Raw genomic sequence first — 24513 nt, 5'->3', positions numbered from 1 at the left:
GACGAGAATTACACATTGTGAATGAGCATTCCTCAGCCGATTTCAACACAGCTCATAAGCAGCTCGAAAGGCAGAGCTGGCCACCATCCCACGACGTAACGACAGTCAGTTTTCCAGCACAGAGGTAGTAGCACGGTACCTCGCACCGCGCCGCTCCCCTTGTCGCTCGACTAGACCACGAACTATTAAGTCATTGATCGCAGTATTCCATTGCCCATCGAGGAGGTTGGTAGCTGCGAGTATTTCGCTCTTGGCAAGCCAAATCGAACGTCCACGCAAGCACTCGAGAATTACGCTCGCTAAACTCCCATCTCCCGACTTACTAGCAACCGTAACGATCGGATCACCGAAATCTAGGCCCTGTTGAGGTGTTGGCTCACCTTGGTCTCGACTAGCACGCGGAAGTTGCTTCGTGGCTACCCCTACATTAAACCCTTGGGCATTTTCTACTTCGTAGCGCTGTCGATTTAAACTTGAAAGCCGCCGAAGGATCTCAACTCGCGCAGATTCCGAGATAGTGAATCGAATGCAATCTTGCTCTGGAAGGTAGCCCACCTCATGAAAATCATGCTGAAGATCAATGTCGCTCCAGCCATATGAAGCAAGAACAGCCAAGTCCATGCCAGCAAAGAGTTTTCTCAACTCTTGCATTTCAATTGAATCATCCAAACCATCATGAAACTGATTAAGCAAACCAGTCAACCCAATTTTTTTAGAGCTCATTAACTGATGGCGCTTCTGATGAAAACTCCCCCCTACACACTCAAGTTCAGAAAAAGAACTTGGCCATGCGAACGTTTCGAAAACTTGCTTATTCGAGTAACGGAGATCATTTCGCATTGTGGACCCAACCCGCCATGCCCATACCTGATGAATCGATGACTGAAGGACAGCAAACTCAGAAAACTGCTCAAGAGCAAATACATTGTGTGGTCCAGCATATACGTAGCCGGTTGGCACAAAGTCAAATGAAACATACTTACCCGTGAACGAATGAAACAACACTCGACGAAATTCTTTTATTCTTGAGTAGAGCCCAGGCCTTTTATCTGCATATATCCACCATTTTTGTGGAAGCGGCTTCCTGAGAACATACTCGCCATTCTCATCTACTCTGGTCCTTTCAGGCTTAACCGTTGTTCTGATAATTTCCAGAGCGTCTGGATAGTCACTTGCAACCGGACCACTGTATCCTTCAACCCCCGAGTCTCTATCCAACGGCCAGTCAAAGAAATTTATTACCCAGAGCGACGGGAGTTGATTTGGACTAGACGTAAAATCCTCGCCCCGCAAGTATGGAAATAAAACATCTTTGTTCTTCGGATCTTTGCTAATTAACGCCTCTGCAACTTTTTTCGGTATAACAAAACCCTTCCCCAAGACAATTGAGCCTTGAAAAGACTTACTCTTGTTTTCACTCAAGAAAAACGGATCACCCTCGAAATCAAAACCAGCCCCAAGAGACGAATCTATGGAGTCAACTTCGCAGTTATTGAGTGACTTGCGTCCAAACCATGCTCCGCTGTAAATAACCAAAATCACAGCCGTTAAATTGGCTTTACCCGGCCATTCAAAGCTCGTTACTGCTGAAATTATTGTCGCCGCCTTACAGATCACATCTAAGCCAGAGGCTTTCGTGTCACCTTGACTGATAGTATTTGTAGCAAGAAGTCCAAAAACACCATCTTTTCGAACCAGTGCGTTGCTACGTAGATAAAAAAACGCACAAAGATCTGCATTACCACTGGAACCTTTGAAAAGCGCTCTGGTCAACCAATCTAGAAATGTGAGTCCAAGTGCTGAGCGAATTCTCCGCCCCCCTAAAAATGGAGGATTACCTAGAATTGCATCAAACCCTCCGTTATCACTTTCAAAAACTTCCGGAAATTCCAGTGGCCAGTGGAAGGGTTTGCGACCTGACTTCCCAGCGGGCAAATCAACCGAGAGCATAGATTTTGTCCGATTGATGATGTCTAAGAGCGAGTTCTTATCGCCATCGGCAGCCTGCCCTGCTTGGATGACAAGAGCTGAGAGCTCTGTTGCCAAGTCCCCGCCCCTGCCGCTCGCAGCGAACACCTCTCCGATGAACGCATCAGCTATTCGTTCAGGCACCTCGAGACAGTGACGCGCATCTGCATCCAGGCGCACCATAGCCTCAACATCATGAATGTCACGAATCGGCGTCTCGCGCAGGCGCTTACGCAACTCAATAGCATCGCGTACCGCCTTTTCGATGCTCTTGCCGAAGAGTCGCTGCTGCCCCCTCCCGCCAGGCGTCATGCTCAGCTCAGTCAGCTGGTCGAGCCGATGAATGCCCAGCAGACTATCGCCACACTTGAGGTTGTGATCAAGGAAGCCAAACGGTCTACCCTTGGCAAGGGTCACCAGCCAGATGGATAGTTTGGCAAGCTCTACCGCTAGCGGATTCAGATCTACTCCATAGAGACAACGCTCTGCGACCAGACGCCGTGCGATCACCAGACGATCCTCGGGATTGGCCGGAAGAACCTCCTGCCCCGCAAGATTCTCGACAGTTTCTCCTTCGCTGGTTATGTACCGATTGGCGGTCTCTTCCGCAGCCCAAGCTTGGACAATGCGTTCGGCGAGCCAGCGGCAGACCTGCACTAGGAAAGCACCCGACCCCATGGCCGGATCGCAGATCTTCAAGTCCAATAGCTCGCCCGCTGACCTCAGACGCCATTGCTCTCGCGGAAGCCCTTCAGCTGGACCGATGTAAACTACGGGTTCCAGGGTGCTCTCGACGACCTGTTCGGTAAGGGACTTCGGCGTGTAGTGCGTACCCGTCTCGCGACGATCGCTGCCCGTTGTAACGATGAAGGCACTTTTGGGATAGATAAGCGGATAACCCCAAGGGTCGGTTCGCAGCAACTGAAGGAACGGCAGAGCACGATTACGCAGCTCATCATCGCCAGCGCAGGCTGTGAGCAGGCGGTTGGCCTGAGCGGCATCAACCGAACGCTCGAGATCCTTACGGATAGCTCCTGCGCCACGCTTGATCGCATCGGCACCAGAAAGCGCATCAACTAATGCAGCGTCACTCCGCAAGTGCAGAGCTTCGAGCTCCTCCAGACCATAGAGGGTCTTCTTCGCGCCCTTGCCACCGGTCAGCTCCACCGTAACCAGCTCGGTTCGAGCGACTGTGCGCTCTAGCAGACCCTCGTAGACGTAGCCGATCTGCTCCACATCCAATGCACGGTAGGACAGGGTACGGCCTTCGTATTGCTGGATAGCCTCCAGCAGGAGCAACACTGTACGGTTATCGATCGGTAGAGGGCGGGCAGCATCGACCCTCCAGTCGGAGCCCTTGGCACGGCCTTCGAGGAAGGGAAAACGGTCAGGATCGAATAGCGAACCGCCCAAGGCGGGGAGGCGCAGCGTTTCATGCTCTATACCGCCATACACCGCGCGGAAGGTAGCCAGCAACCGGGACCATGCATCGTTGCGCCGCTCCAGCACTTCCTCGGTTTCCTGGCGCAGTTGCATACGCAGAGTGGAAACGGCGTAGTTGCTCTCGTAAACCTCTTCCCCCATCAGCAAGAGCCCACGCTCCTCGGCCGACAATAGGAACACCAGACGCATCATGATGGTCAGGCCCGCTTCGTAGAGCTCGACCGGTTCGACACCTTGCAGCAATGTCCGAGAGCGTTCGCGGTCTTCCTTGTCCAGCGCCTGGATCAGTACCTCGACCGCGCGGCGGACCTGCTCGCCTAAGGCATCGGTAACTTCTTCCTGGTGCTGGAGGGACTCGTCCAGCATTGAGGGCAAGGTTTCATCGTACGGACCGAAGAAGCGCCTGATACCCAGCAAGGTAAGGAAGGCCTGCAGCGTTAGCCGCTCCTGCCCCCAGAGGCGCGCATACCAACTGGCGAAGGTCGATACTGCGCCGACAGGAGCATCGACCAGCATCCAGCGCTCTCCATCTGTGACCAGCCCGAGGCGGCAGCCGCTGGCGCGGCAGAGCCGCTCCACGCGCTCGGCTGGGCTGGCGATCCAGCCATCGATTTTCAGGGCAGCCTGAAGATCCATTCCTGCTGGATAGATTTGGACGAGCAGCTGACCTTTTCCACCCGAGACCAGCGCATAGTCAGGCACCAAAGTGACACCATGCTCAGGCAGAGTTACGCGTAGTTCCGCAGGCATGCGTTCACCACGCAGGAGAAGTTCACCGCTATCGGACTCATCGTATTCCAAGCCGCGGGCGAGCACCTCATGAATCCAGGCTCGGTGCAATTCGGCGAACCTAGGATCGTCGTTGTCACGAGCCTCGCACCATTCGTCATAGGCCTGACGCAGATATTGGCGAATACGCGGCACGACTGCCGGCAGACCGGTGGAGAAGACGCGCTTCAGTACGGGCGTGGCGAGAAAAGGACCGGAGACCTCGATCAGCGACAACCATTCATCATGGATATCGAGGGGTTTCATGGGCGGCCTCCAAGGGCTAACGATGCGGGTACGATGAAAATGACGGCTACCGGGAAGGTGCGATCCTGTGGTTCTGCGTAGCGTGTTTCGATGGCGCTAGTTTCCTGCTCCCGCTCGGCTGGAATGCGCGCAAGACGTGCCTGCAATGCCGAGTTATCACGGCGGACTTGGGTGCGCTCATCTTCACTGAACAAAGAAAACTGCTCAGGCAGCTCGTCCTTGCCCAGCTCTTTGCGAATGGCGCTATCCAATTCTTCGAGCACAGCAAGAATGTCTTCCGTTTCTTTCTTCTTGCGGGTCCCCAAGGTGTTGCCCAAAAACTCGAGGCGGTTACGCGATCGTGTCGTGAGTGTTTGCTGGATGGCCTCTTCTGCAGCGGCGAAGCGATAGTGCAGTTTGTCGAACGCTGAGGCGTCAAGCAGACACGGCTCCGCTTCGTCCAGCCAGGATTGCACACGAGTGACGCCATCCTCGCGCTTGAAGCCTTGTTCGCGCAGATAGCCGCCAGACACAGTTAGCTCTTCATGCAGGCGATGATGGTTACCCCCAGTGATCACCAAGCGTGACACGACCACGACAGCCGGGGCCTCGAGACGATCGTCAGGCAACACTCGCACCGTCACCCGGTGCAACCGCTTGTTGTCCTCCTGAGCCCAGACCTCGGCGCGCAGCAAACGTAAGCACATCTGTACCAAGCGATGGTTGAGATGGATGAGCACCAGATCATCTCGTCCCTTGGCGACTTCATGATCGAAAGTCACCGGGCGGGTCCTACCAGTAAAGGGATGTTCCAGCCCTTCGCGGCAACGCTCCCAAGCACCTCCCAACGGTGGCAGTTCGAAGATGCTCCCCGGCGCGGCACCTTCCATAATCAATGGCTTGAGAGCTGGCTTCTCGGCCAGCGCCAAGCCAGTCTCGACTGCTTTCAGGATGTGCTCGGGGGACAGATGAAAGTCCTCCCGCGTCTCGACCAGGCGCTCATGCAACTTGGCCACCCGATTGGTAAGGTCTTTTTCGGTACGGACGAAGCGACGAGCCTGGGCGATCTTCGCGTCCGCCAGGCGGGTATCCAGATCGCGCAGAGATCCCTCGATAAGCCCGGACATCTGCGGTGCGATCACTGGGTTCACACTGCCCATGTCGGCGCGCATGGAGTCAAGCTTGCGCAGCGCACGCAGGATGTCTTCCTTGTGGCCGCCGACAGCCCCCTCGTCCTCACGAGCATCGACCGGGTGCCAGATCATCACCTCTTTTTCGCGCTGGCCGTGACGGTCGATACGACCATTACGTTGCTCCATGACGTTGGGGTTGTACGGGATCTCCAGATGAATGAGGTAGTTGCAGTGGTTCTGCAGGTCAATACCTTCGGAAGCGGCATCGGTGGCCAGCAAGATGCGCACAGGAGAAACGTCTGGAGCGGCCTGGAATGCCGCCTTCACTTGTTCTCGATCGTCGTGATCCATGCCGCCGTGAAGGATCATCAGGCGATCCCCACCCAAATCATGAGTTGCCAGAATCTGGTGCAACCAATCGAGCGTGGTGCGGTACTCGGTGAAGAGAATCACACGCTTGCCGTTCCAGACTCCATCGGTCTTCAGATGCCGATCGATCCAGACGAGCAGAGCTTTGGCCTTGGAGTCGATCTGATTCATCGCCTGCTGAGCCCAATGCCTGAGTTCGTCGAGCAGGAAGCGCTCTTCTGCGTTCAAGGGGCGCGAGTGGCGCGTGGCTTCCTCGACGGCCTCTTGCTGCGCAACCTCGACATCCGCGTCGTTGGCGTAATCCTCTTCCGCACGCTGAATGGCCTTGAGCAAGATGCGCTCGGACAAATCCGTCCGTGCCTTACCGTTTCCGCCGTTCTCCAAAGTCGCGACATGTTTTTCAAGGGTCGACGCGAAGGCAGCCGGCGATGAGAACAAGCGCTTGCGCAGCAGCTGATTGACGAAGGACGCTCCTGTCACGCCGCCCAATTCGTCATCCGCAGTTTCCCTGCTGGCACAGAACTCTTGCAGCTTGCGATGGATCTCTCTTTCTCTGGTGGTGTAGTTGACAGACAATGCTTCCAGCTTGCGCTGGGCGTAAATCAGCTGCCCATCCTTGTCGGTAATTTCACTCTTGAGGCGGCGAATCATCACCTGGGACAGCTGTTTCTCTTCCGGCATGATGTTACGTGCAAAGCGCTGGTCATCCAGCAGTTCCAGCAACGAAGTGAAGGACTCGGTGTAGCCGTTGTGCGGCGTAGCAGTCAGGAACAGGTGGTGCTGAAAATGCGGGGCAATGGTGCGGATTAAACGGGTGCGCTGACTCTCGATGGCGTATTGCGCACTCGCTGCCGGCGCGACGTTGTGCGCCTCGTCGACGACCAGCATGTCGAACTTGCGTGGATAGCTGACATGTGCCGGCAAGATATCGCGGAAGGCACGCAGACCATCCCCAGTTTTGGCCCAATCCATTGACGTGATCAGGCGCGGGAACGAGGTCCATGGATTGGCATGAATTCCTCGCTCGCGTCGCATCTCCTTAATGTAAGTACCGTCGACGATGCGGAATTCTAAGCCGAATTTTTCCATCATCTCCACACGCCACTTCTCTTGCAGTGACGCGGGACAAACGATCAACACAGTGCGGATACGATGGCGCAACAGCATTTCTTGGATGACCAAACCTGCTTCGATCGTCTTGCCTAGACCTACGTCATCGGCAATCAGCAAGTTGACGCGAGCCATGTCGATCGCGCGCACCAGCGGGTCCAACTGGAAGTCCTGAAGGCTCACTCCGCTGCGAAACGGTGCTTGGAGAAAACCGCGATCGGCATTAGTAGCTGCTCCCCAGCGCACGGCATCGAGAAAGGCCTCAAGCGTGTCGGAGTCGTCCTGCCCGGTGATAGCCGGCAAACCTGCCCTCTCAATGACGTGCGCCCCCGGCTCAATCTCCCAGATCACCTGGAGCTCTTCGCCCAAGGCATCTTCATCGATCGAAGCCAGCGTGATGGCATGCTGCTGAACGCTGCCCAGTTTGGAAGCATCCACTTCGGCCACCACCCACTGCCGGCGCCTAACTTCGACGAGCTGACCCGGTTCCGGGATATCACGGTAGCTGCTGTCTTCCGCCATTGCGGTCATTCTTAACTCCTTAGCACCGTAATCATCTAACTGATGGATACGGATGAGCAAAAGCCTATGCCCGGCGCGTTTTATGGGCGCAAAGCACTAATTCACTTGGGTACAGATGTGGAGTTCGAGGGCTGAAACGGCAGCGTTCGTGCTCGCAGATAACGCTGTAGATTGGCCAACCCTGAGGTACCACGGCCTGCCATGATGCGATGTCCGTCACCTTATCCACTGCCTGAACATGGGTAAAGCCATACTCAATGCTTTTTGCCAGCATGGTCAGTTGCGGGCGCGCACTTGTCGGACATCGGCGTTTTGGCTACATCGCCGTGCCCTTTGCAGATCAGGCTGATGCGCATGCCCTGCTAGAGCTCGGCGATTCAAAAAGGCTTCACACCGATTCATCAGTCGTCATAGAGCTCCGTATGGTCGATACGCTCCGTCACAGACCGCATAATCGGCCCGATATCGCGATGTGGAACGACACGGGCGATGCTTTCCGCATCCTCCGTCAAACCGATCGCGACGCTGAGCCGGCCTCCGATTTCGATACCGAAGTGCGGGAACTTCGCGCCGAGTGGATCCAGTTCGATGAACCGGAAGCTGCTCGGTAAGTACATCCTTCGTTTCAGATTGAGCTCTCCGGTTTCGATTGCCCGGCGATAGAGTTCACAACTGGATCCGCCGCCGGTGACGAATATCGGCAGCCCTTCACTCCAGGCAGAGCTTCGCGGATCTCCCCGTGAGTTGGTACGGGTGCCATCGGTCACCCCGGCGATGCATCTCGCGACTCGGTTCACGAACTCCGAGTCGACAGTATCGACATCATCCCGACGCTTGCCGTGTCGTTTCGCGAAGCCATCGGCAGGCTCGACAGGCGCCGCATCGTCCCATGCAAAATCAAGGTCGAGCCTGGAATGACGGTTGTGGTACAGGTAGTGGGTTCCGAGTGGACGGACGGCGGAGAAGAAGATTGGAATTCGCGGCGAGGAGTCGAGATCATTTGGCAAAACGACGTTAAACGTCGCCACATCGAGAGTAGCCGCACCAATATCGATCAGCACGTGCAATCCTTCGCTCACCTGGGGCGAACCGAGGTAACCAGCGATCTGCGCCACGAACTCCGGCACGACGCCCGGCTCCGTCTCGAGGCCGACGTCCGCTTCGCCTCTCTTCCACGCGGCAGTGATGTTAGACTCCTGAAGATGGCTTACTCCCGCCAGTTGCCAAGCGGTCCGAGCTATGCGCCGGAAAAGGTCCACGACCTCCGGTCGCTCGTGTGGCTCGGTGGGGCATCCGACGTTCAACTCCCAACGAAGCGAACGGGCCGCCAGTTTCCGCCCGACCTCGGGGTGCTGATAAAGAAACGCCCTGGCGTAGCGAATGACCAATGCGAGATAAGCCAGGGCGGACATCGGGCACTCATCGGAACCTGCCATCTCGATGAGCGGAAGTTTGAGGTTGCCCTGGATATCGGTCTCCGCGAGTCGCCGCCAGAAGTACTCGCCATCCGGTGCACGGTGGACGAAGCCGGGTATCACATATCGCCCGGTTGTCGACTCGTCACCGGTGACCGCGGACCAGTCGACTGGGACCAGGTCGACGCCCGCCCGAATCGCTACTTTCGTGAAGGCGGTTCCGAAATCCACCCCGATTCTGACCACCATGGGCGCTGTTCTCCCACCCTGGTGCTCGGGATGCTGCAACGAGCTACTGGCGTCAGCCCAGCCGGGCATGGCCAAAGAGCGTCCCCCATCGATATGTGGCCGAAAGACTGGCGTCGGCGCCGTATGGTTCTGCGTGCTTGATCGCGCGTCATCTGATATCTGGGAATTACCCGGCAAATTCTTCGCTGCATCTTCCTTTTGGTTATTCGCACCGCCTCCTCCCTTGGAACACGAACCGGCGGGAGCGGAAGCTGTCCCTGCGGCAGTGGGCCGACTCGGCTTGCAGGAATCTCGATGCCCATGGGTAACCGATGATTTGGAGCCAGAATGTAGAGTGTCGTCCCCGCTTTTGTCGGAGGCTTCTAACCAAGAAGCAGGGGGAATGAAGTCGACTATCGTCGGCTTTTCTTCCAGCGTCTCGTTCGAGTGCTCCCCCTGCAAGGTTCGTTTCACGTCCCGTAGTTGTTCCTTCCAACTCTTCATGGCCTTTCCCCCTCCCGCACTACGTCCACGAGTAAGACGCAGATCTCGCGCGTTTCCGCCGAAAAGGTCTGGCTCTTCCTGATCAGCGTTGCCCGGCGCGTCTCCATCCTCGCCAGGAAATCCTCCATTTTCTTGCGCTCTGCGTTCGCCAGACCTTTGCGTCGCTTGCCATCCGGACTGTTCCCATACAGCGAAGCGAATGTCTCGTGACCCGCGATGCGCTTCTCGAATCCGTCACGCTTCTTGCGGACGTGGTCCTCCAATAGCTGCGATAGCACGTCGGCACGATCACTGTTTTCGCGCCGCTTCTCGCCATTGAGTGCCCTGTAGCGATCTCTGAGAATTTCCTCGCATCGCTCTACGGTGGCCACCCCGGACTCCGAAGAGACATCAAGCGCAACCGTCGGCCAGTCGACGCCCGATTTCCTGACCGTATCGAGTAGAGCTTCCGCTACACGAACATCCAAGGGGGTGTCCCGATCTAGCGGTATGGCGGCGACGAGGAGATGTTCTTCCTCCTTCACGCCCGAAAAACTTGCAAATCGGGTCATCACGGCGTACCGGCCCGCCGTGAGGCCATTGGCGGTGACTCTGGACGCATAGAGCGGAAAGCGAACCTCGCAGTTTTCGGCCTTGTGTGACAGGAAACGGACGATCGGATGGAAGCGATGGACGATCTCTTCACCGGGTTTCGGCTTCTCGGTGATTCTGTCGGTAAAGCGGCAACGCCTTGTCTGCCCCGAGCCCAGCCCGGTCTTTCCGACCAGATTCTCCTTTCTGACGAACTCATCCAACTCCGCCGCCAAACTCGGGCTCAGACCTATGTCAAAGGTGTCTGGCTCGCCACGTGCAGCAACGACCCGGCAGCCAGGAACAGTCCTGAGGTAACCGTCCACGTATCGAATCAAGTCATGCCGGGTGACTGTTTTTCCCTCACCACGCGCTGCCTCAATCTGTGCCAGCAACTGCTGGCCGTGGGCGACCAGTTGGATCGCCTCACGCTCCAGCTCCTCTTGTTTGCGTTTGGAGTTCTCAATCGCGAGTGCCACTTCCTCAATCAGGCGCGTTTCTTCATCGGTCGTCAGGTGCTTGGACAGCAGCACATCCTCGAGACGTCGGACCTTGCCAAGGATCTCTTCCGTTTCACCTAGCGCGCTCTCAAAGACCCCGATTCGTTTGGCCAAACGGGTGAGGATCAGGGCGTCGATGGTCTCCTTGTGTACGAAGTTCCAGACTAGGATACGGTTCGACTGTTGCCCGATACGGTCGATACGGCCGATACGCTGCTCGATGCGCATCGGGTTCCACGGCAGGTCGTAGTTGACCACGAGCCTGCAGAACTGCAGATCGACACCCTCTGCCGCCACGTCGGTGCAGACGAGCACACGGCAGGTGCGATGTTCCCGGAACGCGTTGACCACGGCCTCCTTGTCGAACTCCTCTCCCCCCATCAGCAAACCTGCCTCGACGTTCTCGGCGGAAAGTCGATTGACGAGATAGCGGGCCGTGCCCCGGAAGGTCGTGAACACAATCGCCTTGTCCTCACGATCCTCGGCCAGGAACCTTCTCAAAGCATCCTTCAACTCCGCGAATTTCGAATCCTGCCGAGTGAGTTCGCCCGCATCGAACTCGCGGAGTACTCGACCGGCCAGATACCGCTTGAGCCCCGACGACGCGTCCCGTACCGAGTCTTCGTCCTCGTCCGCCTCGTCCGACGCGACGGCCATTGCGTCCGCGTCCACCATATCCTCGCGCCAAGTGCGTAGCAGTGCGGCAGGGCTGGAGGCGACCATCCGCTGGGGCGTACTGAGGAGGAAACCGTGTTCGATGCCGTTTATCAGCGCGTATTCCCGCGTACCTTCCGTGATCGCCTGATAAAGCTCGGCTTCAATGGGCGACATCTCCGCCTCGAACACGGTGACGTCGCGCAAGACCCTCTTCATATCCACCTCACGCTTTCGCGTTCGGGTGACGATGTGTGCGATCAGGTTGAGCCGCTCAATCTTGGCCGCGAATTCGACACGTCTTTCGTTCGTCCATTCGTCGACCGCCTCGGCCTCTTCGATCAGGCGGTCGACGCGCTCGGATCTCTCGAAGTAACGCGACGACTTGATCTTGTGAATCGCCTCCACGATGTCCAGAGCGTCGCTCGATGGGTTGCGCACGATGTCGCTGGCCGCGATTACCGGCCTGTTGGCCGAGACGACGTTCCTGAAATCGTCCGGGAATTCGAAGTGGTCTGGGTCGAGTAAACGCAGCACGTTGAACAGGTCGTCCGAGCCGAGGTTGATCGGCGTCGCCGACAGCATCACCTGATGCGTGCTGACGTCGCGCAGCAGACTACCGGTTCGCCACGCACCTGTCCCTTCGTTGCGCATGTAGTGCGCCTCGTCGAAGGTCACCATATCAAGCAGGGGCTCCCGGTCGGCATGGCGATAGAGAAGATCGGCGAGCCTGGCCCGGACTGATCGCCGGGACGCGTCGCTCTCGGCGGGATCCCAACCTCCAGGAACACGGATGCCCTGGTAGCTAATGATCCATGCTCGTTCTCGGCGCTCGCTGGACTCGAGCTCCTGCAGGAGCTCGGCCGCGTCGACGACGCGCGCTTCGAGACCGAACCGCGACGACAGCTCAAGCCGCCACTTCTCCCTCAGCATCGCGGGACAAACCACGAGCAACCGGCGCATGTCGTAACGGGCACGAAACTCGGTCCAGATCAAGCCGGCTTCGATCGTCTTGCCCAGGCCCACCTCGTCCGCAATCAACAGGCCGTTTACCGGTGAATCCAGCAGGGTCAGCAGCGGCTTGTACTGGTGCGGATAGAAGTCAGTCTGGGTTAACCCCATGGCGTAGACGACGTTCGCCAGCCGTCCCGCGAGGTGGACATGCGTGAGCAGCCTTCGCAGGTCGTCCACTCGCCCGTAGCGCCCTTCCTGGATCAGCTCGTAGACGTCGTTGTCACCCGACTCAGCCGCGACGAGCTCCTCCTCATAATGCCAGTCCAGGCGGCCACTCCAGTTTACCCGGCACTGGGAGCCGGAGGCGCGCAACCGGGTCTGATCGGTGACCGTGCCGGTTTTCGCCGGGTCGTCTATGTGGCGGACGAGTTGTCCTGGACTCCATGGCATATCAGGCTCCCGTCACTATTCGATGAACCGGTACCAGAACTTCACACAAACGTTCCTGTGCATATTCCGCATTTAGCAAGGCCAACTCGAATGTTCCTGCTCCCTGATCAGAACGTGCATATATTCTCCTAGGCACATCCAACTGTAGCAGCGATGTATCTCTTCGTAGCTGTCAGCACTACAAGCCTTAGACTGCCTGGGAGATCAGTACGAGGACTTGCTCCCATCTGGGATGCAATCACGGCCTACGCGACCGAGCCGCATAGAAACTGGCCCAGCCGCAGCAAGACACCTTCTGACCAGCAGGTTCGCGTGAGCCTTCGCAGGGGATTTTCAGCCCCGACGAGGCCAAGAGCGCCAACGGCATACTCTTTGAACTCCCCTCGCGTGATCATCCGCGTTGTACAAACTGGCCCGAAGCAGGAGTATCAGAAGGGCTTCAGCTACGCCAAAGCCCAAGTGTTACTCCTAGATCTTTGTTGACGAGATGAGTACGCGCCGGATCTGTTTGCATCCGAGCAGTCAGTGAAGTCCGAGCGGCTAGACGAGCGCAAAACGCAGTAGCAAAGCCAGGCGCTGGCGGCTGAACAATGAAGTACACCTGAAAGCGTGTTGCATGACGTGATGGCTGCTGCAAAGGCCTGTCGCCAACAGTAAACCTAACGCCAGTCGACTACAGCCGAACCCTATGATCATGGGTTCGGCTGTAGTCTGTTTGGGGTTTGTTTTTTCAGTTACGGCTACTGTCAAACACGTGATAGCCATTACCAAATGGCTTGGTTGCCGCTTTGCAGAGATAGCTTGCCCTCTCGAATAACGCCGCCTGCCCAACGGGGTCATTACGCTGTATGCGGTACGTAGCATTGTCAGGCACTTCGACCAGACCCTGCACTTCAGCCACCGACAACCTCAGCGCATTGGCCCAAGCCTCTTCCAGTCGGTGAAACATGTTGGAGTTTGCAGAGCCAAGCCTTCCGACTGTATAGAACGCATCCTGATTCAGCAGGATGAGCAGGTGGTAATGATGCACTCGACTGCCCTGCCCCTGCTCTCTCGCCCATACGTAGCGCACCTCGCTGGTATGTGCGTATGGGTTCAGTTGTGCTGCAGCATTACGGTTACTTTCAATCTGGGCCTTGAACGACTCCATAAAGGCGCCAATCGCAGCATTCGAGCAGGCCTGATCACTCACCTGAACGTGAGTAGGAAATCGAAGATCACACCGAAATGCGAATACACGTGGGTACTGAGCAAGAGCACGCTCTATGGTCAATTTAAGCTTTGCCAGATGCTCGTAGATGAAGGGTCCTTTACTGGCCATGATTGGGAGACCCTCGAAGGTCTCACCGTAATGGATACTCAGGTTTCTGTTGGAAGGATGACGCTGCATGGTTAGTACTCTGTTGTTGATTTACATATCAACAACACGCTGAGTATTTTCTTAACCTATGCGATTGGGTGCTTGTTCACTCTCTGCCTAGGGGTTAATGCCCCTAGGCCTGCTGCGTCAGCCAATGCTTGGCGATCTATCTATCAAATAGATAATAACTATCTAAAGCATACTACCCACACAGAAGAACTATTGAAGGCTCAAGCGACGCCACGCAAGGGCTAGAGCGCGCACTCTCGCTCAAAACTGTTCCGGAAAAGAAATATGCGAGTGAAAGCTGCCCAGCCATCACTGCATCCAACCACCGAAGCGAGCACCCAGCACGGCTGTCGAAATGGCACTCTGCTAAACGCCTACCAGCAAATCCCGCTCCTCAACCTTGCTGACGATCCAGCCAAGCACCTCACTTTCCAACCAACCCACACACCTGTCGCCCAGCGGTATGGGTTTCGGAAATGTGCTTTCGGCAATGTACTTGTACACAGTGGACCGACCCAGGCCCGTCATTTTCATGACTTCTTTCAGGCGAATTATCCTCATGAACTGGCTCCTCGCATTCGTTCAGAGGATCAAGGGGCTGAGTATTTATTTCCGCTGATGTGGATGAAATCGTGGCCGCCACGCTGCCAAGCTCCTGGGATCGCGAACAGAAAAATCGCCGAAGCTCAGATGGCAGCAGCCTCATCTTTGTACTTACAAATGATCTGTTTCTGTTCGCGTGTATCACTAAGCACGTAGCATCCGAGCGCTGTGTCCGGGCTATCGCTGTAAGAAACAATGACGAATTTGAGAAGCCAGCCCACATTATTCGAGCTTGGCAAAATCACGTGCCTCATAAGTTCATAGGGTGTTCCAACCACCCAGTTCATCATCCGCTGGACCCAGCACGCCAACAGAACAGATGTGTCGTGCAGAAGCAAAGCCAAGTCAGCAGAGGTCTGCCTGACACCTATGCGCCCAGCTTTTATGGCGCTGGTTTCATCACTCTCGCCCTTGAGGTGACGCTTGATTCTATCGACTAGTATCGCGTCGGCGGTATAGGTCTCACACGCCAAATCAGTCCAGTGATGAGAAAGAAGAAATGACGCGTATTCTTCTAAACGCGCCTGCAAAATCACCGACAGCTGTTGCCTGCTAACGCGCTTTTCCTTAAGTAGCTCTGACATTTTTTCAAGCCGCGCAAGATCCGGAAGCAAGCCTTGGGCATCTGACCAGGTTCGTTCATATGTCTTCTTTAGCACCCCTCGACTGTGTTTGTCCCCAATCTCCAACATCCTGTAAGCAAGAGACTTTGTAATGAAACCAGTCACGTACAGAGTCGAATCTCTTATGGGTGTGTAAATGAAAAAATTTGCGCTCTCTCCGACTAAGCAGCGGGTCGGGTTCTGCAGGTTCAGAAAAATTGAGCTTGATATTGGTCCAAATAGATCCGATGCCATTACGCCCGGAGCGATTGCACGGATACTTTTCAAGGTATGAAGCTTTTTAAGCTGCCGCTGAAGACTTGATGGAGTCAGCCCGGTTAGCCGGCACAGCTTGCCCCTGTCTAAGTCAGTCACAGAGCCAACTCGATCTGAGTACCCTAACAAAACAGCGAGCAACAACCGATTGGCGGTACTCAACCCCTCCACTTTCTCGCTATGGCGGGATTTCAGCACACGATCCACTAACGCCCCCTGTACCAACTGCTCGTCCCTTATGGCTGTCTTGAGTGCGTCCTCGTACGCCCCCCCAAAACGATAAGTCGGAGTAGGTCTGCCAGGACCCTTGATGCTGACAGTGCGAATCAAATAATCACAAGCAGTCAGATCCTTCAAAGCATTTGTTACGACGCGATCAGTAACAGCCAGCTCAGACGCAAACAATTTCACCCCAAAGCAAAAGGACGTTTTCTCCGAAAAACGCTGCAGGAGCTTCACGAAAAAAAGCTTTGAGGCAGCGCTGATGCCACTCAGCTCAGATAGCAAAAGGAGGTGATGAGGTGACATTTATGTTCTCGAGATTGGCGTGACGCTTAATATATCGCAGAAATGAATACGCTTTGAAGGACTTGTATTACGGCGTAATATTACGTAATCAACCGTAGAGGACTTGATTTTGGATTCAGCTCTGACATGGCTTTCTCGACTCCCCCCAGAACACCTCCTTTGGGCTGACGAATATTTGAGAGCGAGAAACATGTTGCTCTGTGAGAGAAGGGGTCACCGCGATGACTTGATCATCTGCATTACCTATCTCCTTGAACAACCGGAGGGCAGAGAGGTCGTTCGAAGGATGCTGAATGCAGCTACACAAAAGAGATTCAGGGAGCGAAACAGGAATAAACGGGCGTACAACATTCCGATCCAGAATGAGATAAAGGCTCAACTCAACCGTCTAGCAAAAAAAGCTGGATGTAGCATTTCAGTCACGCTAGAAGAACTGATTACTGGCGCCCATAGCCGCGAGCTTTTACATCTCAAGGAGATGAGGAAGCTGAAAGACAAAACTGAGCAGCACATCAAACAAATGGCAGAGAGTGAGCGCCAGGCCAAGAAAGCGGCAGTGAGCATTCAAGCGAGGCTTAATACAGCCCTAAAAGAGCTGAGCGACAAGATTGCTTGCTTGAAGGGGTTGGAGGGTGAGGAGCTGGCGGCGGAGTCCGAAACCATCCACAAGCAACTGCTATTGGACAATGAAGAGGTGTATTTCAAGCTCACACGCTCCGGACGCACTTAAATATCTGGCGCCGATCTAGAAAGCGCTCCTATCGAGAGCAGTTGTCGAGGCTGGCAGGCGTGGCTATTAGAGCGGAATGACCCACATCGGTATTCCAAACAGTATTCCAATAAAATTTTATAACCAGAATTTACTATTTATTTCAAGTAGATAGAAAGCCTGTTCAGATTACCCCGGCCCACCAAACAAGCTAAACAAAAAAGGCACTTGGCGATTATCGCAAGTGCCTTTTTTGTGCCTGAACGATTGACGTCGGTTCATTGATAGCTACCGCGCCGCTTGACGAAATCAGTGGCTTCGCCTCAGGATTGCGCCAACTGCCATCATATCGCTATCACTCACTGTTTAGCGCCAACCCAATCGTTCCCGATATGGACATTCAATGAAAAACCCAAAGTATTTGCTCTCCCTTTCATGCTTCCTGGCCGTGTCACTTCTGAGCGGTTGTGCTGCGTCGGTAAAAAGTGGCGGTGGTGAAACACTGGCGATTCAGGAGTCGGCGAAGCAAAACCTGGTGGTCAATTTCAAAGGGAACAGCAAGGTCCAGCAGAATGAAGACTGGCCCCTTTTGCAGCGAGACTGGAATGAGGCCCTGCAAGCAGAAGCCGCCCGTGCCGGCTACAGCCTTACAGAGGTTCAGACGTTGAGTTCGGGCACCAAGGACGGCGTCGGCATCACCATCAACGTGAGCAACTTCCGCTACCTGACGCCGGGGGCACGTGTTGCCGCTGGCATTATGGTGGGCAACGCCTGGGTCAATTCCAGCGCCGATTTTTCTGACTTGAAATCGGGGAGCCTGATCGGCACCCGAACCTACGACACGTCATCGTCGGCATGGGAAGGCGTGATGTCGGCCATGACCAAAAAACAGGTCCAGGCGATTGCGCAGCAAATCATCAGCGACATCAAGAGCGCGAAGGCCAAGTAGTCTGGCTCGTAGAGGTTCTTGCTGCGCAGACTGAAAAAAGCCGTGAAGCGTCGAGAAATCGAAGCTTCACGGCTTTTTTGTTGCCTGGATTTTTTATCCGGCGATCAATTTCCAAGAGATGTTTTTTCAACGAACCATCAAGGTTGAACACCTTTGATTTTTTCCAGTCGCAGTGGGTAACCCGAGGCTGGCTGAACCACTGTCTCGCTTTCAACGGTTTGAATCACCCGACCGTCGGCGTCCTTGGTAACGGCGATGGTCTTGCTATAGGTGCTTTGCACCACACAGCCGTTCAACACGAACACGGCACCCAAGATCAAAGAGCACTGGATAATCTTCACGCGGGAGTTCCTTCTCTTGAACATAAGAACAATCACTTTAGGGGCCATTACTGCCCACTTCAACATCAAAATGACATCAACCAACTTGAAGCAGTGCTTTGAGCATTTTTCTCTACACTCATCCCATCCAAGACAAATCGTTCGGATACCAAAACCTGACCTTTCATCACTCTTATCTACCGAGCCCCCATGACCCTCAAAGACCGCTTGAAGCAAGGCAAGGACGCTCGAAAAAACTGCCCTCGCAGTGATCAAGCGGCCACCGGAAAAACCAGTCGTGACCCGCTGCCACTGATCAAGCGCTCCAGCGAGGGACGGGTCAATTCTCTGGTCGAGTTGCGCTACGGCCGCATGCTGGTGTCGCCGTTCACCTTTTATCGCGGCAACGCGCTGTTGCAGGCTCACGACCTGGCCGGCACGGCGAACATGGGTCTGGTGTCGACGATCTGCGGTGACAGTCACTTGATGAACTTCGGCGGTTTCGCCACGCCGGAACGCAACCTGCTGTTCAGCGTCAATGACTTCGATGAGGCCCATCCCGGCCCCTGGGAGTGGGATGTCAAACGTCTGGTGGCGAGTTTCATGGTGGCCGCCCGTGACCTGCGCCATGGCGAAACCGTGGAAGAAAACGTCTGCCGCGAAGTGGTCGCCGCGTATCAGCAAACGATGCTCGAATGCGCGGAGCAAAGCGCGTTGGAGACTTGGTACGAGTCCATCAGTTATGACGATCTGCGGCAACAGGCGAGTAAAGCCACGCTGGAGCACGTGGAGCGCGCCATCGCCAAAGCCGAACGTCGTACCCATGCCGAATTGTTGCCGAAAATCAGTGAACGTGACGCCGCAGGCCGTCTGATCATTCGCGATGACCTGCCGGAAATTTTCCATCTGCACAAAAACACCACGCTGCTGGATGCCGACGATGACTGGCTGCGGCTCGCGGACTGGCGACCGCTCTACGAGACGTTCATGAATGAATATCGGATGACCCTGCAAGCCGACCGGCGCGGGCTGTTGTCGCGCTTCAATGTTCAGGACCTGGCGTTCAAAGTGGTCGGTGTCGGCAGTGTCGGCACGCGCTGCCTGGTGGCGCTGCTGACTGACGAGCAAGAGTTCCCGTTGTTCCTGCAATTCAAGGAAGCACGGCGATCGGTGCTCGCCGACTACGTGAAGGCCAAGTCTCGCGTGCGGCACAACGGTCAGCGCGTGGTCGATGGCCAACGGCTGATGCAGTCCGCCAGTGATCTGTTCCTCGGCTGGACCACCGGCCCCAACGGTCGCCATTTTTACGTGCGCCAGTTGCGCGACATGAAAATCTCCGCCGAACTGGAAACCTTCGACGCCGAAGCCTTTGCCGCCTACGGCCGAATCTGCGGCCGCGCCCTCGCCCGTGCACATGCCAAATCCTCCGGGCATGCCGCGCAGATCAGCGGTTATATCGGCAAAAGCGATGCGCTGGCCGATGCGCTGTTCAAGTATGCGAAAACCTATACCGAACAGAATGACCGCGACTTCGAACGCTTCCAGCAAGCCTGTCGCAAGGGGCGTTTGCGGGCACGGTCGGAGGCGGACTTTGCGGCCGATCATTTGCCGTAAGCCCCGACTTAGCCGCGGCGCAGATGAATTTTTCTTCACCCCATCGCGCCCCGGCAACCGGTACATTGCGCTCGCTCATTCAAGAAACTACGGTTTGCCCGCCCTCCCGCGGGCTTTTTTTTGGTTCTTCACGGATTACCGGGAAAGACGCTCTTGGTCTTCATGAAAAAGAATTCGCTGTCCCGGTAGCCGTACGCCATCCGCTTGATGACTTTGCTCACGGATTACGCGTACGACCGCAGTCTCCTGTAGGAGCGAGCCTGCTCGCGATGGCGGCTTCACTGTCGATAAAAATGTCGTCGTCATTGCAGGACATCTCCTACCAAAAACGAAGAAAACGCCCACAGATTTTTAAGGTTGTTGCTCGGAAGCGGGCTCTTTAGTCTTTGCTTGTCACTGAAAACTCAGTGATCGGGTGTGAGAACCTGGCAACTTATGGTCATACAGAGCCTGTAACCGCATAATCGCGCCAGCTTATCCGCTGTCCGCAAATGCGTTATGGCGGCTGTGTGCGGGCAGACTTTGGTCTGGCCCGGGTGTCCATAACCGGTTTTCTCACCCCGCACATAGCTGCCACCTCTTAGCCGCGTGAGAAACGGCAAGCGGCGGCTCCAACGCAAAAGGAAAATTTGTATGGACAAATTAATCCCCGATCCCCCAACTACCCCCCCATACCGCCCCAGCCCCTTTTTCACGATTCTCCCCGACATCGGCACTGAAAACCTCCTCGCCCATGCCTGCGAGTCATTGGCATCCGCCAGCGTCATGACCAGCGATTTAGCCACCTACCTCGACGGTTCACAGCGCAACACCGCGCTGGCCATTGCGCAGATCATCATGCTGGCGGAGCTGGCAGTGAACCAGGCACTGGATAACGTTGATCCGCAGGAGTAGGCAGGCATACCGCGTCATCGTTAATCGCGAGCAGGCTCGCTCCCACACTGGACCGCGTTCCCTTGCGGGAGCGAGCCTGCTCGCGATGACGGACGGCCAGCCGACAGTGATGTCATCTGATCCACCGGCACATCCAGCCGCGCTCGCCCATAAAACGCCAACGCCGTCAGCAAACACGCCAGCCACACGAAGATCCCGGCCCAGAATGTGTGGGACATGTAGTGCCAGCCTTGCAGGACCCGCGTCGTGCCGTAGACGAAACCGAGCAGCAGCGAGCCGTACATCAGCGCTTTCGAATAGCGCCAGCGGTAGCGGCGCGCGACGAAGTACAGCGCCAGCATGGTGAACCCGCCGGACGCATGCCCGCCCGGCCAGCAGCGCCCCTCACCGGCTTCCCTGAACAGTTGGAAGTTTTCGTACCACTCCATGTGGGCAATTTTCCCGCCATATAGCGTCGTTTCAATTGGGCAATACACGCTGGTGTGCGCCTTGAGGAAATGGATCACCCCGGTGCAAATGGCAAACGCGAACACCACAAACAGAAAATCCCGACGATGGTCATAGGCAAACTTCAGCACCGGAGCGGCTTTGCTCCGCTCCAGGAATCGGCCAAGACGCGGACGTTTTTGCGGGTTGATCAGCGGCCAGACAAACGACAGCATCGCGCCGATCAAGGCAATTTCAGCAGTCCAGTTCGGAATGATGCGCGCCCATTTATGGGTGAGCTTTTCAAAGAAGTGAACCTGGTCGAGCGGGAAGGTCTGGGTCAGCGGATCAAAAAAAGATTACTGAACGCGATGTCGATTTTGGTCATGTCGAACGTCAGAAAAACGACGGCTGCGCAGGCCAGTGGAATACCGAAGTTGAAGTAGTAAAAACGCATGGGATTACTCATTGGCTGGTCACCGAGCGCCAGTCGGAAGCTTCGATATAACCAAGCATTCGCGGCGCCTGTAGCGATTCGGCGGAGATAAACAAAGAGGCGCCATAGCCAAGAGTGGCCGTCGGCAGCTTGAGGCCTTTTTCGATCTGCGCCATGCATTCACTGTGGGTCACCAGAATCAGATTACGCCCTGGCACTTTATGCGCCAGCGCGTCACGTAACATAGTGCCCTTGCAATTGATCAACCACTCCTCATGGGTACTCACCTTGTTGAACATGTAGGAGGCCGTCTGTGCGGTCCGCATCATCGGGCTGTTGTAAACGTCAGCCTCGCCCAGGCCGAGCCTTTCGAATTGCGCACCGACACTCACGGCGACGCTGCGCGAACGATCCGTGATGCCGTCATTGCCCGTCAGACACGCGGCCGTCGAGTGATCGCAGCGCTCGACATGGCGCACCAGCACAATCATGTCGCCCTTGGCCCAACCGGATAACAACGCCCGGGCGCCCGAGACATTGCCATGGGCCAGGTCCGGAACGGCGGCAGGCCGCAACAGCCAGACGGTCAACGGGATCACCAACAGCGCCGAGGCGAGTACCACTGCGGTGTTTCGATAGCGGGTAAAACGGCTCAGATCAATCGAGCGTTTGACCCCGAACAGACTCAGTCTCAATTCCACATCAGGCCGCCTCACCGGCATGCATCACTTACATTCGATGCTGCGAGGGTAGAGAGGCTCGCGTCGGCAGTCGGTGAAACCCATGTGAAAAAAAGCTTAAGCCCCCTGCAAAAACTTTTGTTACAGAACCGTCTGACAAAATCCTTTCAGCTCTCGCGATTGCTGCCGATACAGACCTGCTACACACCCTTGGCTACCAAAAACAACAATCTTCCAGCCAACCGACGACCAAAAGCGCAACGTTCCTGGAGGAATTTGATGAATAGCTGGTTCGGCAACATCAGCGTGAACATGAAACTGGGCCTGGGGTTTGGCCTGGTCCTGGCACTGACCTGCGTCCTCGCCCTGACCGGCTGGACGAGCCTGGGCAGTCTGATTGACCGCAGCAACTGGATGAGCGACATCACCCAGCTCAATGCCGGCCTGACCAAACTGCGTGTGGTTCGCTTGCAATACATGCTGACCAACGGCGATGAAACCACCGCGCAGAACGTCCAGACCACCCTGGATGCGTTTGCCGCTCAGCAGCAAGCGCTGCTGGTGAAGTTCAAGAGCCCGGAAAACCTCAAGCTGCTCAAAGAGCAAGGTACGCAAATTGACGCGTACAAAACGTCCCTGAACAAAATGCGCAGCGCCTACCGTTCCGGCAACAGCGCGCGCGACGCCATGGGCGCCAACGCGGAAAACGCGAATTCGCTGATCAACGCCATCAGTACCCGCGTACAACAAATGCCGTTGAGCGATCAGCGCTTCGAACAATTCCAGGCCATCACCGCCGCCAAGGAAGCGTTCATGCTGGCCCGCTACGAAGTACGCGGCTACACCGCGACCACCAACGCCGAGACCGAGCAGAAAGCCGTCGGCCAACTGGATGCGGCCATCGCCAGCCTGAAACAACTCAATGTGCAATTCGCCGACACGATGCTGGACGAGTTGCGTCAGCTGGAAACGGCATTGAGCAATTACCGCAGCGCTTTGCAGGCTTATAAAGCCGCGAGCAACGATGCTGTGCAGGCGCGCAAGGAAATGACCGATCAGGGCGCCGCCATCGTGACCCTGAGTGAGCAGCTGTATCAGATCCAGCTCGACCGTCGTGACGCCGAAAGCGCACAAGCCCGCACCCTGCAACTGATCAGCACCTTGCTGGCGTTGCTGGTCGGGATCATTGCCGCCGTCATCATCACCCGCCAGATCACCCGCCCGCTGCGCGACACGCTGGCAGTGGTCGAGCGCATCGCCGGCGGCGACCTGTCCCAGGACGTCAAAGTGACCCGCCGCGATGAACTCGGCGTATTGCAACAAGGCATCGCGCGCATGGGCGTGACCCTGCGTGACCTGATCAGCGGTATCCGCGACGGCGTCACCCAGATCGCCAGCGCCGCCGAAGAGTTGTCCGCCGTGACCGGGCAGACCAGCGCCGGCGTTAACAGCCAGAAGATCGAGACCGATCAGGTGGCCACCGCCATGCACGAGATGACCGCCACCGTGCAGGAAGTCGCGCGCAATGCCGAAGAAGCTTCACAAGCTGCGGCCGCCGCCGACGGCGAAGCCCGCGAAGGCGACAAAGTGGTCAACGAAGCCATCGCCCAGATCGAGCGCCTGGCCAGCGAAGTGGTGCGTTCCACCGAAGCCATGAGCGTGCTGCAACACGAAAGCGACAAGATCGGCAGCGTCATGGACGTGATCAAGGCCGTGGCCGAACAGACCAACTTGCTGGCGCTCAACGCTGCCATTGAAGCGGCACGTGCCGGTGAAGCCGGTCGCGGTTTTGCCGTGGTGGCCGACGAAGTGCGTGGCCTGGCCCAGCGCACGCAGAAATCCACCGAGGAAATCGAAGGCCTGGTGGCCGGTTTGCAGAACGGCACGCAACAAGTGTCCGCCGTGATGAACAACAGCCGCGCCCTCACCGACAGCAGCGTCGCCCTGACCCGCAAGGCCGGTGTATCACTGGAAAACATCACCCGCACGGTGTCCAACATCCAGTCGATGAACCAGCAGATCGCTGCCGCCGCCGAACAGCAAAGCGCCGTGGCCGAAGAGATCAGCCGCAGCATCATCAACGTACGCGACGTGTCCGAACAGACCGCCGCTGCCAGCGACGAAACCGCTAAATCCAGTGTTGAACTGGCGCGGTTGGGGAATCAGTTGCAGATGATGGTGAGTCACTTCAGGGTTTGACGTTCACTTTGCGGTGAAGCAAAGGCCCATTCGCGGGCAAGCCTCGCTCCTACAGGGTTGATGTCGTTCGGAAA

The 24513-nt window shown here is 56.2% G+C and carries 14 protein-coding genes and 2 pseudogenes; 6 read left to right on the top strand and 10 right to left on the bottom strand.

Annotated elements, in window-relative coordinates; translation table 11 throughout:
- Nucleotides 1-105: 105 nt before the first annotated feature.
- The 7 genes from K5R88_RS24865 to K5R88_RS24835 form a co-directional block, all read right to left on the bottom strand.
- Entirely contained in the window at nt 106-4446 is a 4341-nt protein-coding gene (locus K5R88_RS24865; protein WP_226298553.1) for an Eco57I restriction-modification methylase domain-containing protein, read from the bottom strand.
- Nucleotides 4443-7568, bottom strand: coding sequence for a DISARM system SNF2-like helicase DrmD (gene drmD, locus K5R88_RS24860; RefSeq protein ID WP_226298552.1), 3126 nt, complete (start codon nt 7566-7568; stop codon nt 4443-4445). The genes K5R88_RS24865 and drmD (K5R88_RS24860) overlap by 4 nt, the downstream gene beginning before the upstream one ends.
- Nucleotides 7569-7960: 392 nt before the next feature.
- Nucleotides 7961-9223, bottom strand: coding sequence for a hypothetical protein (locus K5R88_RS24855; protein ID WP_226298551.1), 1263 nt, complete (start codon nt 9221-9223; stop codon nt 7961-7963).
- Between the two features lie 479 nt (nt 9224-9702).
- Nucleotides 9703-12834: a DISARM system SNF2-like helicase DrmD gene (gene drmD / locus K5R88_RS24850; protein WP_226298550.1), complete on the bottom strand. Its 3132-nt coding sequence runs from the start codon at nt 12832-12834 to the stop codon at nt 9703-9705.
- Between the two features lie 730 nt (nt 12835-13564).
- Nucleotides 13565-14224, bottom strand: a complete 660-nt coding sequence (locus K5R88_RS24845; protein ID WP_226298549.1) for an inovirus Gp2 family protein — start codon at nt 14222-14224, stop codon at nt 13565-13567.
- A 345-nt stretch (nt 14225-14569) separates the two neighbouring features.
- Nucleotides 14570-14764, bottom strand: coding sequence for a helix-turn-helix transcriptional regulator (locus tag K5R88_RS24840; RefSeq protein WP_226298548.1), 195 nt, complete (start codon nt 14762-14764; stop codon nt 14570-14572).
- 125 nt (nt 14765-14889) lie between these two features.
- Complete coding sequence (locus K5R88_RS24835) at nt 14890-16212, bottom strand: hypothetical protein (RefSeq protein ID WP_226298547.1); 1323 nt, start codon at nt 16210-16212, stop codon at nt 14890-14892.
- 286 nt (nt 16213-16498) lie between these two features.
- Between K5R88_RS24835 and K5R88_RS24830 the strand changes: the two genes are divergently transcribed.
- Complete coding sequence (locus K5R88_RS24830) at nt 16499-16942, top strand: hypothetical protein (RefSeq protein ID WP_226298546.1); 444 nt, start codon at nt 16499-16501, stop codon at nt 16940-16942.
- A gap of 382 nt (nt 16943-17324) precedes the next feature.
- Nucleotides 17325-17870: a hypothetical protein gene (locus tag K5R88_RS24825; RefSeq protein WP_226298545.1), complete on the top strand. Its 546-nt coding sequence runs from the start codon at nt 17325-17327 to the stop codon at nt 17868-17870.
- 137 nt (nt 17871-18007) lie between these two features.
- Here K5R88_RS24825 and K5R88_RS24820 read toward each other — a convergent pair whose 3' ends face one another.
- On the bottom strand, nt 18008-18211 hold the full coding sequence (locus tag K5R88_RS24820; RefSeq protein ID WP_223450889.1) for a hypothetical protein: 204 nt from the start codon (nt 18209-18211) through the stop codon (nt 18008-18010).
- A 189-nt stretch (nt 18212-18400) separates the two neighbouring features.
- On the opposite strand from K5R88_RS24820, the gene K5R88_RS24815 reads away from it, so the two are divergent.
- Together K5R88_RS24815 and K5R88_RS24805 are read left to right on the top strand one after the other, a co-directional pair.
- Nucleotides 18401-19804 (top strand): DUF2252 domain-containing protein, encoded by a 1404-nt coding sequence (locus tag K5R88_RS24815; RefSeq protein WP_226298544.1) that lies wholly within the window; start codon nt 18401-18403, stop codon nt 19802-19804.
- A 633-nt stretch (nt 19805-20437) separates the two neighbouring features.
- Entirely contained in the window at nt 20438-20698 is a 261-nt protein-coding gene (locus K5R88_RS24805) for a DUF6124 family protein (protein WP_226298543.1), read from the top strand.
- A 20-nt stretch (nt 20699-20718) separates the two neighbouring features.
- Here K5R88_RS24805 and K5R88_RS24800 read toward each other — a convergent pair.
- Both K5R88_RS24800 and K5R88_RS24795 read right to left on the bottom strand, forming a co-directional pair.
- A pseudogene (locus tag K5R88_RS24800) lies at nt 20719-21581 on the bottom strand (phosphatase PAP2 family protein).
- A gap of 8 nt (nt 21582-21589) precedes the next feature.
- Complete coding sequence (locus K5R88_RS24795) at nt 21590-22261, bottom strand: histidine phosphatase family protein (RefSeq protein ID WP_226298542.1); 672 nt, start codon at nt 22259-22261, stop codon at nt 21590-21592.
- A gap of 258 nt (nt 22262-22519) precedes the next feature.
- Between K5R88_RS24795 and K5R88_RS31090 the strand changes: the two are divergent.
- A pseudogene (locus K5R88_RS31090) lies at nt 22520-23533 on the top strand (methyl-accepting chemotaxis protein); the annotation flags it as partial.
- Nucleotides 23534-23575: 42 nt separating this feature from the next.
- Nucleotides 23576-24439, top strand: a complete 864-nt coding sequence (locus K5R88_RS31085) for a methyl-accepting chemotaxis protein (protein ID WP_411736724.1) — start codon at nt 23576-23578, stop codon at nt 24437-24439.
- Nucleotides 24440-24513: the final 74 nt, after the last annotated feature.

The organism is Pseudomonas sp. MM213, from assembly GCF_020423045.1.
GTDB classification, from domain to species: Bacteria; Pseudomonadota; Gammaproteobacteria; order Pseudomonadales; family Pseudomonadaceae; genus Aquipseudomonas; species Aquipseudomonas migulae.
The sequence above is the reverse complement of the archived record's forward strand: the minus strand, read 5'-3'. Positions and strand labels throughout refer to the sequence as shown.